Raw genomic sequence first — 16,568 nt, forward strand, 5'->3', positions numbered from 1 at the left:
GGCATAATATGGAAATAAAAGAACTAATAAATAAGATGGACGCAGATCATGTTATACCTGAAAATTCGGAACTTAGTCGTGCGATGAATGACGTGTCATTAGAAACACGCCGTTTGTGTATGATTTTAAATACAGGTGTTTACACTGATGATGAAATCAGAGGCCAATTTTCTCAGATTATTGGCAAAAAAGTTGATTCAGCATTTACGCTGTTTTTACCTTTTACAACAAATTTTGGTAAAAATATTGTTGTTGGACAAAATGTATTTATTAACTCAGGGTGCCGTTTTCAAGATCAGGGTAAAATTGAGATTGGTGACAATAGTTTAATTGGTCATAACGTTGTCATTGCAACGATTAATCATGATTTAGATCCAAAACATAGAGGAACTTTGCATTTACAACCTGTGAAATTAGCAAATAATACATGGATTGGTTCTAATGCAACAATTTTAGCCGGTATTACGGTCGGCGAAAATTCAGTCGTTGCTGCTGGTGCGGTGGTTACCAAGGATGTGCCAGCTAATACAGTTGTTGCAGGTACCCCTGCTAAAGTTGTTAAACATTTGGAATATTAAATAAAGGAAGCAAGTTATCGATAGTTGGTAGCTTGCTTTTTTTATTTACAAACCTTTACGCTGTAGTACAGTTACAGTATACAAAAAAGTTGTATAATGGCTCTAATAGTATAGATGTTTGTAGAGGGTGAAATCATGTATGGGCAAGAATCAGAACAACAACTAGAAGAAAAGCTAATGAGTCGCTTTAATGGTTTAGGTTATAGAACAATTTCTTTACCTGATGAAACGAGTTTATTAGCACATTTTCGTGAGTTATTAACACAGCAAAATATTGAGAATCTCCATCATGAGCCACTAACTGATGGTGAGTTTAAGCGAGTCTTAAATGAGTTAGTTGGTGCCAAATCACATTATCAAATAGCAAGGCAGTTACGTGGATCGGATATGAACCCAATGGGTAAAATCAGTATTCAACGTGATAATGACGAGACGGTATACTTAACGATATTTGATGGTTTAGATGCAACTAATAATATATATGAAGTTGCCCACCAAATTACAGTCGCTGGTACGCATGAAAACCGGTATGACGTGACAGTATTAATCAATGGATTGCCGATTGTGCAAGTGGAATTAAAGCGTCGAGATGTAGACTTCCGTCAGGCTTTTAATCAGGTTATTCGCTATAAGAGTGAAAGTATGCGCGGTTTGTTTAGATTTGTGCAATTATTTGTTATTTCTAACGGCGGTGAAACACGTTATTTTGCAAATGGCGATGGTGATTTAAATGCCAATTTTATGTTCTATTGGACTGATAAAGAAAATAATTGGCTTAATGATCTAGGTGCATTTTCAGCATCATTCTTCACTAAGGAACGTTTACATAGTTTAATTGCTAAATATACTATCTTTGATTCAGCAAAAGAACGTATGATGATTATGCGACCTTATCAGATATATGCAGTGGAAGCAATTATGCATCAGGCATTAAATAATCCGCATAAAAATGGTTATATTTGGCATACAACAGGTTCAGGAAAGACAATTACATCGTTTAAGGCTAGTCAATTATTAGCACGTGACACGGATGCAGAAAAAGTCATCTTTTTAATTGATCGTAATGATTTGGATGTGCAAACATCAAAGAACTTTAATTCATATATGACGACTATCCCAGGTGAACAAGCATTAGATTCGACGACGAATACAGGTAGTTTAGTTCACCAATTACAATCACATGATAACTCCTTGATTGTGACAACGATTCAGAAAATGAATAACGCTGTTAACAACCCACATTATAAGAGTTTACTGACAAGTTACCATGATAAACGAGTCATTTTTATTGAAGATGAGGCACACCGTAGTCAATTTGGTGAAATGCGTAAAAATGTAAATCGTTGGTTTACAAACGCACAGCACTTTGGTTTCACTGGTACCCCTATTTTTAGTCAAAATATTGGGCCAGATAAGCGCACGACCGAGTCTCTTTACGATGAAGAATTGCATCGTTATTTAATCAAAGATGCAATTCGTGATCATAACGTATTGGGCTTTAATGTTGAACAAATGGGTACCATTAAAGGTAGAGACACTATTTCTGATGAACAAGTAGAAGGTATTGATACGCAAGAAGTATTGACCAATGATGATCGTCTTAACAATATTGTTAACCATATTATGTTAAACCATGATAATAAAACGAAAAATCGAACGTACAATGCCCTATTTGCTGTCCCTAATACAACGATTGCATTGCGTTACTATGAATTATTCCAGGAAAAGATTAAAGCCGGCAGTAGCGATTTGAAAGTGACGACGGTGTTTACTTGGACGGCAAATGAATATTCTAATGAGCAGAATCAAGGTACGGATAATGATACTTCACGTCATGGTTTAGATAAGGTGATTGATGATTATAATCAAACATATCGTACCAATTTCAGTACAGAAGATTTTAAGGGTTATTTTAACGACATTTCGCAACGTATGAAGAGTCATGATAGCCGAACACGTAACAATAATATCGATATTTTAATTGTTGTAGGGATGTTTTTGACTGGATTTGATTCACCACGTTTATCAGTTTTGTACAACGATAAAAAGCTAGAATGGCATGGTTTAATTCAGGCCTACTCACGGACTAATCGTGTTGAAAAAGATACAAAATCATTTGGTTCAATTGTTAATTATCGTAATTTAAAAGCAGCAACTGATGCAGCTATCACCCTATTTTCTGCAGGTGATGAATCATCATTTTACGTGAAAAAATATGATGAATTATTACAAGAATTTATAGGTAATATCAAAGCACTTCATAAAATTACAGAACAGCCAAACGATGTTAATGATTTGTACAATCAAGGTAATGATGCTTTGAAAAAATTTGTTTTAGCATTTCGTGATGTTATGCGTACGAATAATCAAATTCGTGTTTATGATGAATTTAAGTGGGAAGATGTCCCTGGTTTTAGTAAACAGGATTTAGAATCATTCCAAGGTAAATATCAAGAGGTGTATCATCAAATAAACCCCAATAAAGAAAAGAATAAAGCGTCTATTTTAGAAGATATCGATTTTCAAATTGATTTGTTATCAACGGACCGAATTGATGTGCAATATATTGTTAACTTAATTAAGGCTATTAACTTGGAAGACGAGGATAGTCGACAAGCGGATGTTAATAAGATTAAACAATTATTGGATAAAGCAGCAACCAATGATTTAAAGTCAAAGGCTGATTTGATTGCAGCTTTCTTAGATGAGATGGTCCCTACTTTAAAGACTGGTGATAGTGTTGGTGATTCATTGAATGCTTATTTGGCAAAGCGACGTGATGCAGCAGTTTCTGAATTTGCTGAAGATGTTAAATTACCCGTTGATGTGATTGAAAAACAAATTATTGAGACACAGTTTTATGGTCAAGCAGATGTTAATGAGATGAATAAAAACTTGAGTACAGCTGGTTATGGCTTTAAGGCTAAAATCAATATTAAAAAGCGAATTAAGAGCTTTATTGATGACACAATTAAGCGATTTACCGTAGTTTAAAATTTATAAGTAAGAAAGAGAAAATTATGTCAGATACACATACAGTGCAAGCAACACAACAGGCAGAGTTGCAACGTCGTTTATGGTCTATTGCTAGTGATTTACGTGGTAACATGGATGCTAGCGAATTTAGAAATTATATTTTAGGACTAATCTTTTATAGATTTTTGTCTGATCGTGTTTCTGAATATGTAAAAGGTTTGTTGAGTAATGATGATTTAACCTTTGCTGAAGCATATGCCGATGATGAAGTGCGCGACGAACTAGTTGCTGATATTACTAATGCGATGGGATTTTTCATTGCACCTGAATACTTATTTGAAACGTTGGTAGCTAGCGCACAAGCTGGTGATTTTGACGTTGAAAAGTTACAAACAGCTGTTAACGCTGTGCAAACTTCAACTATTGGTGAAAGTTCTGAGGAAGATTTCCGTGGGTTGTTCGATGATATGGATTTGAATTCAACTCGTTTGGGAAATACGGTGGCAGAACGTAGTGCCTTGATGCAAAAAGTTTTGTTGAATTTAGCTGATTTAGATATGGGCCATGACGAAGTACAAATTGATGTCTTAGGGGATGCATATGAATATCTAATAGGTCAGTTTGCGGCTAATGCTGGAAAAAAAGCTGGTGAGTTCTATACACCACAACAAATTTCAAAATTGTTAGCACGAATTGTGTCTAAAGGTCATGACAAATTACAAAGTGTTTATGACCCTACTATGGGATCTGGTTCACTATTATTGCGAGTTGGTGATTATACAACAGTTGGAAACTATTATGGTCAAGAACTAAATCGTACAACCTATAATTTAGGGCGTATGAACCTATTAATGCATGGTGTTAACTATAATCAATTTAGTGTACAACAAGGTGACACGTTAGAAATCGATTATTTTGAAGGACAACAATTTGATGCAGTTGTGGCAAACCCTCCCTACTCTGCTAAGTGGAATACTGAGGGTAAGTTAGATGATGAACGTTTCCGAAAGTATGGTAAAACGGCACCAAAATCTAAGGCTGACTTTGCGTTCGTACAACATATGTTGGCACACTTGAATAGTAATGGAACAATGGCGGTTGTGTTGCCACATGGTGTCCTTTTCCGTGGTGCCGCTGAAGGTGTTATTCGTCGTTACATGATTGAACAAGATAATGTTTTGGATGCTGTTATTGGCCTACCCGCTAACTTGTTCTTTGGTACCTCTATTCCAACAACAGTATTAGTCTTTAAGAAGAATCGTGCAACGCAAGATATCTTATTTATTGATGCTTCGTCAGAATTTGAAAAAGGGAAAAATCAAAACAACCTTACAGATCAGCAATTAGAAAAAATTGTGACAACGTACGATAACCGTAATGATATTGATAAGTACGCACATGTTGCAAGTCGTGATGAAATTATTGAAAATGATTATAATTTGAATATTCCCCGTTATGTTGACACGTTCGAAGAAGAAGAACCAATTGATTTGGCAGAAGTAAATAAAGAACTTGTCGAAATTGATGCTGAAATCGCCAAATTAGAAGCAGAATTTGAGGCAATGGCAGCTGATTTAGTAGAAACGAGTGAAGAATAATGGCGGTGCAACCAAAGCTAAGATTTAAGGGATTTACGGACGATTGGGAAAAGCGTCAGTTGGGTAATGTGGTAGATAAGATTAAGTCTTATTCGTTATCTCGGGATGTTGAGTATAACGAAAGTACAGGCTATAAGTATGTTCATTATGGTGATATTCATACTGGTAAAGCAGACATTATTAACAAAAAATCTGTTTTACCAAATATTAAACCAAGTCAATATACTACGTTGTCGGTAAATGATCTTATTGTGACAGATGCTTCTGAAGATTATCAAGGAATTGCTTCACCCGCTGTTATACAAGAATTACCAGATGCAAACTTAGTTGCAGGATTACATACAATTGCTTTACGTCCACAAGCCACCAATGCCACATTTTTGTATTATTTGCTTCATACTAATAATTTTAAACATTTTGGGTATCGGACTGGCACAGGTTTAAAAGTCTTTGGAATTAGTTGGCCCAATTTATCAAAATTTGAATTTAATTTACCAAGTTTAGAAGAACAGGATAAGGTTGTTGATTTACTCAGATTCCTAGATAACCTTATAACTGTCAACCAGCGTAAAGTAAATTTACTTAAAAAGAAAAAGACAGCTTATCTACAAAAATTATTTCCAAAAACAGGTTCGAATATTCCGGAGCTACGTTTTAAAGGATATATTGATGCTTGGGAAAAGCGTCAGTTAGACGATGTAGTTGAAAAACAGATAAAAGGCAAAGCACAACTGAAAAAATTAAACGCAGGAAAGGTTGAATATTTAGATACGGTACGACTTAATGGTGGCTCTCCTATCCTAACAGACGGAATTCAAGATGTAAGTCAAGATGATATATTAATTCTATGGGATGGTTCAAAAGCAGGCACTGTTTACAGTGGATTTGAAGGTACATTAGGATCCACATTGAAGGCATATAGAACCAGCGTAAATTCTCAGTTTGTGTATCAATTTTTAAGACTTCATCAAAAGAACATTTATAGTAATTATAGAACGCCAAATATTCCTCATGTTCAAAAAGACTTCTTAAATGTATTTAAAATTGACATCCCTAGATTTGAAGAGCAAAGAAAAATAGGTGATTTTTTAAGTTCATTGGATAACCTTATAACTGTCAACCAGCGTAAAGTGGATTTGCTAAAAGAAAAGAAGAAATCCCTATTACAACAGACGTTTATCTAAATATATAAATTTTATAGTTTGTTGTTTTGGAGTTTATAATAATCCAAAACGTTGTACAGATAACAAAAAATGATGCAAATAAATAGTAAATGTAAGTCATCAGTTAATTCTGGTGGCTTTTTTACAGCGTAAATATAGTTAGACAGTAAAATTATACTTTTTTGATTTAGGCGCTGGTTGACAGTTATGAGGTTATCAATACTTTGAAGGAATTCTCCAATTTTAATTTCTTCTTTTTTATCATCAGGAATCATAATTTCTAAATTTTTAATGATTGACCCAGATAAATTACCTTGACCACCTTGTAAATAAGTATTGACTATATGCCCTTTTCGTCCCTTCAACCACTGCATAATAAATTGTGCATTATCGCCTTCCGTAGGCTTTATGGTCAAAATATCCTGATTTATGGCTCCGTTTATCTTTGATATTCCTACTTCTCCACTCGTTGCCCCGTATAAAGCATAAAGAATATCGCCTAACTGAACCATTTTTGCAGATGAATTTTTAAATCCACTTTCCGTTAAATAAAGTTCAGTTGAATTTGAATTTATTTCTGCCGATCTTATAAAGGGGATTTTGCCACCATAATAATCCGTTCTACTTGCACTCGGAGTTCCACCAGAATAACTGTTCGATACATTTCCCAACTGACGCTTTTCCCAAACTTATAAATTTTAAAAAATTTAATAATATGCTTTTGCTTGGGAAAAGCGTAAGCTAGGTGACATTTCTGATATTACTAAACTTGCGGGGTTTGAGTTTACAAAATATGTGAATTATAAAGATGTTGGAAAAGTTATAGCTTTAAGGGGATTAAATATAAAGAATGGGAAAATAGTATTAAATGATGTTAAATATATTGATAATAGTGATTTCTCTAAATTAAACAGAAGTAAATTATTTAAAAATGATTTACTATTTACTTATGTTGGTACAATTGGAGAAGTTGCTATAGTGCCTGTTGATGATAGGTTTTATCTAGCCCCTAATGTAGCGCGAATTCGACTAAACAAGGGTGATGACGCACATTTTTTGGGTCAAATAATTGCAAACAAAACTTTTTATAATCAAGTTATATATCCATTAATAGCTACATCATCACAACCAGTCTTGAGTATGGAAAATATTCGAAAATTCAATATAATACTTCCAACATTAGAAGAAGAACAAAGATTAGGAGGAATTTTTAGAAAAATAGATAACCTCATAACTGTCAACCAGCGAAGCCCACCGCCTCACTATTTTCTAGTGATTTTATACCTTTACGCGGTGATTTTCACGTTTAAACAGACTAAATCGGCATAAAAGACCATGTGAGACGAAATTTCACATGATCTCATAAAATACTTTTTAAATCAAATCACATTAATGTTGTTAAATAGCGCATAATTTTATCGGTATCGGCATTTTCTAATTCTTGGATAACGTGTAGATATGTTCGCTGGGTTGTATTCATATTTGAGTGTCCAAGACGTTGGGCAACAGACCCAATTGAAACACCAGCGTAAAGCAATAACGATGCGTGTGTGTGTCTCAGACCGTGAATACTGATTTCTGGGATGCCGGCTTTTTTACAGTAACGTTCTAGTCGATCGTTGGCTGTCTCATTATAGAACTTCTTACCTGGGGTGATAAAAATAGGCTGTGTTTTTGGCAAATCTTTGATTAGTTGGGCAAATTGCATTGCAACTTGCCAATCAATAGGGACTTTACGGATAGAGGCTGTATTTTTAGTTGCTGTAAATCCCCCCTTATTTGACTTGTAGTTCCATGTCTTATTAATGGACAATGTTAGCCGGGACAAGTCAAAATCGTTCGGTGTGACTCCTAAAGCTTCGCTAAAACGTAATCCAGTCTTAGCAATTAACAAAAAGAAGTAATCGAGTGATAATTCATCCCCTAATTCAAGTTGAGCAAGTAATTTTGTTAATTGCTGTTGGTTGAGATATTTCACTTTGTGATGCTGTGTTACAGTCCCTTTAATGACAATTTTTCGAGTTGGATCAACAGTTAGTAAGCCCTCTTCCAAGGCGTCTAATATTCCCGATTTTACTTGATGATGAAAATCCAATACGGTTTGTTTTTCATGTGTTTCAGCATAGCGATTTAGTAAGTCTTGGTAGATTTGACGGTTTAAATCACACAGTCGTAAATGCGGTGCCAGCAGGCGAAGCTGTTTATGAGTTTGCTTATATTTGGTATAAGTAATAGCTCTTACAGCCCCTTCTTTGTATAAGGACATCCATTGTTGGTAGTATTTGTGGAATAGAATCGTGTTATTTTGTGACATAACGTCACCTCCTGAATAATATTTACCTTACATACGGTAAGGTAAGAATATCGTCAGAAATTTTAATAAAAAAAGCAATTAAAGTGTTCGTAGATGTGTACGTACACGTACACGTGTACGTTGATAGTATAATATAGACAATAAATCATGTATTGAGGAATAATTATGGGACGTAAAGAACAAAATGCACCGGATTGGTATAATCAGTTTGGTATGAATCGGCATATTGATGCAAAAGAAGTTAATATGCCGGCATCGTCAGTATCAAATTTTAATGCTAAGTTATCGCGAATCGAAAAAATATCTGTCATTGCAATTTTAATAGCATTGAAGGAATTTGGTGGTCCAACTAAGGCTAAATTGGTGAAAGATCGGGCTACTGAGTATGATTACTATACACAAGAAGAACGTGATGCTACAGGTAATTCCGGTTATGGTATTTTAGATTTGCACTTACAATTTGCTATGTCTAATTTAAAGCGAGCTGGACTACTTGCTTCTCCTAGTCGAGGTGTTTGGGAATTAACGGATGAAGGTAAACATGTTAATTTTTCAACTTTTGATATTTGGGATGATGTGTATGCTAAGTCAATTCCCGTCTGGGAGGCTGCAAAAGCAAAAAAGAAACAAAAGCAAAAAGCAGCTAAAAAATTATCGTTGGATGAAGAAACAACGAATGACATTACAAGTGAAGAATTTGTTAATGATATCGATGAAGGTGAAGTTTGGCGTAAAGAATTATTGAATAAATTACAGCGTATGAATCCTTATAAATTTGAGGAATTAATTGTTAGCTTAATGCGTAAAATTGGCATTAAGATGGAAAAAACGCCTAAGTCTGGTGATAGTGGGATTGATGGAATTGGGTATTTGCGCACACCAGAATTATTGACTTATAAGGTGGTTTTACAAACAAAACGTTTTAATAAAGGACAAGTAACGGGCCCAGATATTAGTAATTTCGCGGGTAGTATTAGTAGACATAATGCTGATCGTGGTATTTTTGTGACAACCTCTGTCTATACTAAAGATGCTGTTGAACGATCACGTCAAGGTGCCAATTTGATTACGTTAATCAATGGTGAAGAATTAATTGACATATTATACGATAATCAAATGGGAGTTCGTGAGAAAACAATTGTTGTTATTGATGACGATTTATTTTCTGAAGATTAGGTATACGTATACACGTACATATACATTGGGTGTGTTTACGTAATGATGTAACTATTGTAGAGAGGTAAAACAAAATTTTACAGATAAATTTGCATTTACACCTGATGAGAATCGACGTTTTACACGAATGAATTACACAAAGTTGGTTTATACTAATGCGCGTTTTGAAGGAGTTAAGACAGCCCTTCAAAAAACACAAACAATCATGGATGATATGAGCGTTGCTAAAGTGTCGATTGTATATTTTTATAGAACGGACAAGACGATGACGATATGCAACAACCAAAAGAATGGACCTATAAACATGCGATTCAAGGTTTAGAAGTTCGACAAAAGTAATATTATTACGTGTACGTATACATAAACGGAAGTAAATCACTAATCTGATTTGCTTCCGTTTTTCTTTTATTACGCAATCCCACTTGTTCGCCCGTTTTAGATTTACGATTTTGAATTAAGTTCAAATTTATTTTGGGTTACTAACATCTAAAAAATATGATTTACATAATTTTTTGGATAAATTAAAAAGCCAAAGAATAACTTTGGCTTTTAAGTATTATTTATTTTTAATCAACGTAATTTGTCTTAGTCTTGTTCATCCAAGCGTAAGTCATACCGATGACCAATGCCCCACCAACATAATTACCAATTAAGGCAAAGAAAATATTGTGTAGGACGCTTCCTAATGTCATACCAGCGATTGTACCGTGTGAGGCAAAGAATGCTAGTGAGAATGCTGGGAAGTTTGCGATAACGTGTTCGTAACCCAAGAATGCGAAGATAAAGATGACAAAGATAATGGCCATAACCTTACCGGCATCATCCTTCATACGAAGGTTAATAAAGAACGCCGTGTTAACAATGATATTAGCAAAAATAGCTTCAACGAAGATTTGAATTGATGACTTGCTTAGTTTACCAGCAATTCCGTCGAACAAATAATTACTTGATGGTAAATCTTGGAAGGCTCCTGTTAATGAAATTAGGTAAGCGAAGAAGACACCACCAATCAAATTGAATAATAGCGTCGTACCAAGCACCTTAGCTGCCGTTGAAAAATGAATTTTCTTACGATAAACGCCAACTGTGACGAATAACATATTTGATGTTCCTAATTCAGCACCCATGAAGATGATCATAACCAATGACCAACTAAACATGAAGGCGAAAGTAAATTTACCAGATCCTGGCAAAATCTTTTCAGCTTGCAAAGCAGTCCCGAAAGCAGCGGCTGTTCCTAGTGTTAGGAATAATGTTGCCAATATGGCACGAGCTGCGTAACGTGCGTAACTGCTTGTGAATAAAGCAACCTTATTCATTAAAGCTTCATCTATTTTTTTAAATAGTGGTGATTTTTCAGCTACGGTCTCCTGCTCATTAATAGTATCTGTGGCTGGCAAATCGGTAGTGTAATCTCTTACCTGTGGCATATCCATGTTATTTTCTCTTTTCTATAAAATTTGAAGCTTACGGTGTATTGAGAAACATAACATGTTAAATGGTAGATATTCTTTATTGTATTTGTAATATGCGAAGCTGTTACAAAATTCTCCTCATTTGGTAAATAGTGGCTTAATTAAAAAAAGACTGGTAAAACTAGCCCACACTAGACTTTACCTTGTCGATAATCAATGATTATATAAGTTCTTCTATTTAAAGTTTACTTTGCCAATTCGTTGATTTTAATAAAGGATTCTCTGCACATTTAAAATAATAATGTACTCACTCATAACATAATCCTTGAACACAAAAAGCAAAAAGGTGGAATCGCTTACATCTTTTCCCTATAAGTTTACGTTACTCCGTTATCGTCCGAAATTCAAGAGTTATTTTGTGAATTTTGTGAAAATAAATGGAATAAATATGTAATTATGTGTAAAAAAGCATACTGAAGAGATAATCAGTACGCTTTTATGGGTAATAGACTTATTTATGATATGGTGTGTGGGCGTTAATCATAAATCCTCTATAAATTTGTTCAGTTAAGACGAGACGCATTAATTGGTGTGGCAAAGTAAAGCGGCCAAAACTAATTTGCGTATTGGCGCGTTTTAAAACTTCAGGTGCTAATCCTAAAGAACCACCAATGATGAATGTTAAGTCTGATTTTCCTTGAACAGTTAAATGCTCAATTTCAGCAGCAAGTTCCTCGCTAGAACGTTCAGATCCTTTGATAGCTAGCGCAAAAACATATTCTTTATCTTTAATTTTGCTTAGAATTCGTTCGCCTTCTTTGCCCATGACTTGGTCCATTTGAGCTTTTGATAATTATTCAGGCGCTTTTTCATCCGGGACTTCGATAATGGATACTTTTGTAAATTTATGCAATCTCTTAGTATATTCAGCGATGCCATCCTTTAAATATTTTTCTTTTAGTTTACCGACACCAATAATTTTTATGTTCGCCTTTCTATAAAAAATGATTGATTTTTAAAATTTATTTGTTTAAATGTGGATAAATAACGAAAATCATATTAAAAATAAGGTTATCCACAAGTTACTAACAGGTTTTAAAACATCTATAAACATTATTATATCAGACTTTTTAAAGGTTTACGTTAACGTTTTTACCTATTTATGCACAGTTGTGGGTTATGGTTGTGTATAACTTTTAAAAAGTTATCATAACGGTATTTGTAAACGCTACATTAAATGAATTTCCCATAATATAAGAATGGTTATAAAAAGTTATACACAGACTATATTTCATATTTATGATTTATTAACAAAATATATGACTTGTTTAAAAGAAAAATATTCGATTTTAGCAGTTTATTTCACTTTTTTAGTTAATTAAATGATAGTAAAACGATTTAAACACATATTATTTTGTAAAAATTACGGTTAATTTTATTAAAAGCCTAAAATTTAATAAGGTTTAACCTAATTTTAAGTTAAAACCCTAATTTAATAGTGTTTTGCTTTATTTATTTTAAAAAGGTTATCCACATTGAGGTATTGGTTGATTTAACAAGGTTTTCTTTGGAAAAACCGTAAGTTATTAACAGGTTATCCACAGATGACGGTGGAATACGTGGACTTTTCCCCTATTTGTCCACAAAAATCTGTGAAAAACTTTTGTGTTCCTCCTGTATAATATAAATATGTTGGGAGATACTTAATTATGGAAAAAATATTTAGCAAATTAACGCCACCGCAGATCTTAACATTGGGATTTTTGGTTATTATATTTGTTGGTGCTTTTGTATTAAGGATGCCGATATCACAACAACCAGGTGTACATGTTAACTTTATGAATGCATTGTTTACAGCAGTTTCAGCTACCGCCATAACGGGACTGACGGTTGTTAATACTGCGACGACTTGGTCAGTATTTGGTCAGATTATCTTGTTGATTATGATAGAAATTGGTGCTTTAGGCTTTATGACGTTTGCGGTGTTGTTGTTTGCACTTACCGGTCAACGTTTGGATTTAAAAGCCCGTTTAATGGCACAACAAGCATTAAATCTTAGGAATTTAGCTGACGTTAAAAGTGTGTTATCATATGTGTTTTCACTGTCAGCTATTATTCAATTAATTGGTGCATTCTTGATGCTGCCTGATTTTATACCACGTTTTGGTGTGACCAAAGGGATTTATCTCAGTGTAGCATCATCAATTTCATCATTTGGAAATGCTGGTTTTACATTTTTTGATAAACCAGTCTCTTTTTTACAAAATGATCCGTATATTTTGATCATTTGGATGTTACTGATTACGGCTGGCTCGCTTGGCTTCTTAGTTTGGCGGGATCTGTTGTTGTTTTATAAACAACGCCGCGTCAGCTTGCATACCAAAGTGGCAATTCACGTATCTGGTTGGTTGATAGGTATTAGTTTTGTTTTATTCCTTATTACTGAAAAAGTTTTAGCACCACTTATGACGACCAGCTCTATTGGTAATCGTATTGTGGATAGTTTGTTTTTAGCAGTTGTACCAAGAACCGCTGGCTTAGAGGTTATACCACTATCTAATTTATCTGCTGCGGGGATTATGATTATTACCTTTCTAATGTTTGTCGGTGGAACCCCAGGATCGACATCTGGTGGTATTAAAACGACAACATTAGGTATTTTATGGATGCAATCAATGGCTGCATTACGTGGTCAAGAGCAAGTGAATTTTGGTGGTCGACGATTTAGTCAAAAAATTGTAATTAAGGCGATGATGTTAGCAGTTATTTCAATTGTTTTTGTCGCTGTTGTGTCATTGTTATTAACAATGACTGAAAAAATTCCGCAAGGACAAGGTTTAGAATATATTGTGTTTGAAGTAATTTCAGCATTTTCAACGACTGGTTTTTCTTTGGGCCTAACCCCTCATCTAACAGAATTTGGAAAAGTTGTGATTATGATTGTAATGTTTATCGGTCGTGTTGGTTTATATACAGTTATGTTTTCTGTCATGAATATTCGTGACAAACCACGTAAATTCCAATATCCGACTGAGGAAGTAATTATTGGCTAAAATAAAGAAAATATGAAAATGATGGGAGTTTAAAGCATGACAGAAATTAAAATGATTGCGTCAGACTTGGATAGTACGTTTTTAAATGATAAAAAGCATTATCATAAACCACATTTTACGGCTATTTTAAATCGATTATTGGCACAAAATGGTCACTTTGTGGTTGCAAGTGGTCGCGATGTTGCATCGGTAGATCCAATGTTTAAGTCCTTTGCGGGTCAATATGATTTAGTTGCTGATAACGGTGCAGTTGTCCGCACGGCTAAGGGAGAGATTATTCAAATGGTTGGATTACATGTAAAAGATGTAGCAGTCATTATGGAAGTTGTTAACACATTACCTTTTCAGCCGATACATGGCGCTATTTTCACCGGGATAACACAACCTTATATGTTAAAATCACAAGCGCGCATTAATCTGACTCACAAAGCTAAAATGGCTAAATTGTATCCGAATTTAAAATTTATTGATTCAGTTGACCAAATTAATGAGCCAATTTTAAAAGTAACAATTACGTACGAAGAAAATAAAATGCAGGCATTTATTGATGCAGCTCGTTTAACTTTAGATGATCGTGGTCATGTGACAACTTCTGGATATGGTTCAGTTGATATTGTGGCGCCTAAGATTAATAAAGCAAATGGCTTGCAGGTATTAGCTAGTCATTACGGCTTTAAACTAAATGAAAATTTAGCGGCATTTGGTGATGGTTTAAATGATGCTGAAATGTTAGCTGCAGCTGCCCGCCCATTTGCGATGATTAATGGTGATGAAACACTAAAAGATCTTTATCCGTTAGCTGTTGATGATAATAATCATGACGGTGTATTGAAAACAATCGATACGTTAATTTAAATAATTTCATAACAAGCCACCTTTGTTGTTAAAATAAAGGTGGCTTTTTAATTGCATAAAAATGCATAAATATACATACACTAATAATGTTGTTCAAGGAAACATCTGACAAAAGATTAAACGTATTAATATTTTGTTCCCCTTTATAAATGACAAGCAAATTCCTCTTGTTATTCATAGTGATTTTATTCACAAATGAGTGTAAAAAAATAGCCAGACTAGCTGGCCGGTAGTTTATGATAAATTATCCATAGCATCATTTAATAACTGGTCAACGGTAATGTTACCGTGACTTGTCGCATGGCCCTTTACCCAAATGAAAGATAGCCGCGTAGCGAGCGGCGGTATTAAGGCATAAATTTGCTGCCAAGCATCTAGATTAGCAATTTCACCAGAGCTTTTATGCCAATTATTATCTGCCCAGTTATACATCCAATTTGTGGCACTATCTAATACATATTTTGAATCACTGACAATAGTAATTGGGGCTGAAACTTTAGCTGCCTGTAAAAGCGCATTAATCAGGGCTAAAATTTCCATTTCATTATTTGTGCGCCCAAAATAGGCGCCACTATCGGTGAAAACTGGATCGGTTAGGTTAGAACCATGATAAATAGCAATTGCCCAACCGGCTTTATCACTAGCTTTGACATGACCACCAGCTACGTTGCCAGTATTACGGCTACCGCCATCAGTGAAAATATAATATTGATGAGGATCGGCTTTGAATTGACCATTATAAGCCGTTGTGTACTGACGTGATGGATCATTTTGTACAGCTACTTGAGAGTTAAACCAAGCTTGTGCTTCAGCTTGCGTTGCAAAGCCTTTAAATTTTGGTGCAGGTTTTGTGCGTGTATAAGCTTGGACTTGTGACCAAGGTTTTGTGTAAAGGCCTTCGTATTGATTACCGACAATGGCGTAAGTTTTCATAGTAAATCAGCTATCCTTAATCATAAATTTTATGACTTAATCATAACGTATTTATCGATATAGTGCCAAGTTGACAGTTAATATTGTTTTAGTGTAGTATAACAGTGCGACACTGAAAGGAGCTAACATGGAATTTAGTTCGAATCAACCGATTTATTTACAAGTTGCAACTTGGCTAGAACAACAAATTATGGCAGGTACGTATCAAGCTGGTCGTAAGATACCGGGGGTACGTGATTTAGCAGTAACACTAATTGTTAGTACACGAACTGTGCAAAACGCGATTAACCAATTAGTTGAAAATGGCTTAGTTGTTACAAAACGTGGGCAAGGTAATTTTGTTACTGAAGATCCGACGAAAATTAGCATTATAAGAGCAGATAAAAAAATTGATATAACCAAACAATATATTGATAATGTGATACACGTTGCGCAAATTAGTGAAATACCTGAACTAGTTGCGCATGCTATTGCTAAATATGAAGAAACACAATTATAGGGAGGCAT

General features: G+C 34.5%; 11 protein-coding genes and 4 pseudogenes. 10 read left to right on the forward strand and 5 right to left on the reverse strand.

Annotation, left to right across the window (positions count from 1 at the left end; all coding sequences use genetic code 11):
* Positions 1–8 precede the first annotated feature (8 nt).
* From FFM61_RS00200 to FFM61_RS00215, 4 genes are all read left to right on the forward strand, one after another.
* The gene (locus FFM61_RS00200; protein ID WP_074426691.1) at positions 9–578 is read left to right on the forward strand and encodes a DapH/DapD/GlmU-related protein; all 570 of its coding nucleotides are present in this window, start codon (positions 9–11) and stop codon (positions 576–578) included.
* Between the two features lie 135 nt (positions 579–713).
* Positions 714–3,572 carry a type I restriction endonuclease subunit R gene (locus FFM61_RS00205; RefSeq protein WP_074426690.1) on the forward strand — a complete coding sequence of 953 codons (2,859 nt, stop codon included), beginning with the start codon at positions 714–716 and terminating at the stop codon, positions 3,570–3,572.
* Positions 3,573–3,598: 26 nt separating this feature from the next.
* The gene (locus tag FFM61_RS00210) at positions 3,599–5,152 is read left to right on the forward strand and encodes a type I restriction-modification system subunit M (protein WP_074426689.1); all 1,554 of its coding nucleotides are present in this window, start codon (positions 3,599–3,601) and stop codon (positions 5,150–5,152) included.
* On the forward strand, positions 5,152–6,336 hold the full coding sequence (locus FFM61_RS00215; RefSeq protein ID WP_074426688.1) for a restriction endonuclease subunit S: 1,185 nt from the start codon (positions 5,152–5,154) through the stop codon (positions 6,334–6,336). Before FFM61_RS00210 ends, FFM61_RS00215 begins: the two co-directional genes overlap by 1 nt.
* Positions 6,337–6,347: 11 nt before the next feature.
* Here the strand turns inward: FFM61_RS00215 and FFM61_RS00220 are convergent.
* Positions 6,348–6,989 (reverse strand): annotated as a pseudogene (locus tag FFM61_RS00220) (restriction endonuclease subunit S); the annotation flags it as partial.
* A 64-nt stretch (positions 6,990–7,053) separates the two neighbouring features.
* Here FFM61_RS00220 and FFM61_RS00225 point away from each other — a divergent pair.
* Positions 7,054–7,644: pseudogene (locus FFM61_RS00225) on the forward strand (restriction endonuclease subunit S); the annotation flags it as partial.
* 55 nt (positions 7,645–7,699) lie between these two features.
* On the opposite strand, the gene FFM61_RS00230 reads toward FFM61_RS00225, so the two are convergent.
* Positions 7,700–8,629: a site-specific integrase gene (locus FFM61_RS00230; protein ID WP_074426685.1), complete on the reverse strand. Its 930-nt coding sequence runs from the start codon at positions 8,627–8,629 to the stop codon at positions 7,700–7,702.
* A 165-nt stretch (positions 8,630–8,794) separates the two neighbouring features.
* Here FFM61_RS00230 and FFM61_RS00235 point away from each other — a divergent pair, with 165 nt between their 5' ends.
* Positions 8,795–9,805, forward strand: a complete 1,011-nt coding sequence (locus tag FFM61_RS00235; protein ID WP_074426684.1) for a restriction endonuclease — start codon at positions 8,795–8,797, stop codon at positions 9,803–9,805.
* An 82-nt stretch (positions 9,806–9,887) separates the two neighbouring features.
* Positions 9,888–10,043 (forward strand): annotated as a pseudogene (locus tag FFM61_RS09035) (filamentation induced by cAMP protein fic); the annotation flags it as partial.
* Positions 10,044–10,371: 328 nt separating this feature from the next.
* On the opposite strand, the gene FFM61_RS00245 reads toward FFM61_RS09035, so the two are convergent.
* Together FFM61_RS00245 and rlmH are read right to left on the reverse strand one after the other, a co-directional pair.
* Positions 10,372–11,235 carry a formate/nitrite transporter family protein gene (locus FFM61_RS00245; RefSeq protein WP_083194387.1) on the reverse strand — a complete coding sequence of 288 codons (864 nt, stop codon included), beginning with the start codon at positions 11,233–11,235 and terminating at the stop codon, positions 10,372–10,374.
* 496 nt (positions 11,236–11,731) lie between these two features.
* Positions 11,732–12,226: pseudogene (gene rlmH, locus FFM61_RS00250) on the reverse strand (23S rRNA (pseudouridine(1915)-N(3))-methyltransferase RlmH).
* A gap of 703 nt (positions 12,227–12,929) precedes the next feature.
* Between rlmH and FFM61_RS00255 the strand changes: the two are divergent.
* Both FFM61_RS00255 and FFM61_RS00260 read left to right on the forward strand, forming a co-directional pair.
* On the forward strand, positions 12,930–14,273 hold the full coding sequence (locus tag FFM61_RS00255; protein WP_074426681.1) for a TrkH family potassium uptake protein: 1,344 nt from the start codon (positions 12,930–12,932) through the stop codon (positions 14,271–14,273).
* 36 nt (positions 14,274–14,309) lie between these two features.
* A complete protein-coding gene (locus FFM61_RS00260) occupies positions 14,310–15,128 on the forward strand; it encodes a Cof-type HAD-IIB family hydrolase (RefSeq protein WP_074426680.1) in 819 nt (272 codons plus the stop codon).
* 234 nt (positions 15,129–15,362) lie between these two features.
* Here the strand turns inward: FFM61_RS00260 and FFM61_RS00265 are convergent, their stop codons facing one another.
* Entirely contained in the window at positions 15,363–16,061 is a 699-nt protein-coding gene (locus FFM61_RS00265) for a ribonuclease H1 domain-containing protein (RefSeq protein ID WP_074426679.1), read from the reverse strand.
* 127 nt (positions 16,062–16,188) lie between these two features.
* Between FFM61_RS00265 and FFM61_RS00270 the strand changes: the two genes are divergently transcribed.
* Complete coding sequence (locus FFM61_RS00270) at positions 16,189–16,560, forward strand: GntR family transcriptional regulator (protein ID WP_074426678.1); 372 nt, start codon at positions 16,189–16,191, stop codon at positions 16,558–16,560.
* Positions 16,561–16,568 lie beyond the last annotated feature (8 nt).

Source organism: Weissella hellenica, assembly GCF_005405545.1.
GTDB lineage: Bacteria > Bacillota > Bacilli > Lactobacillales > Lactobacillaceae > Weissella > Weissella hellenica.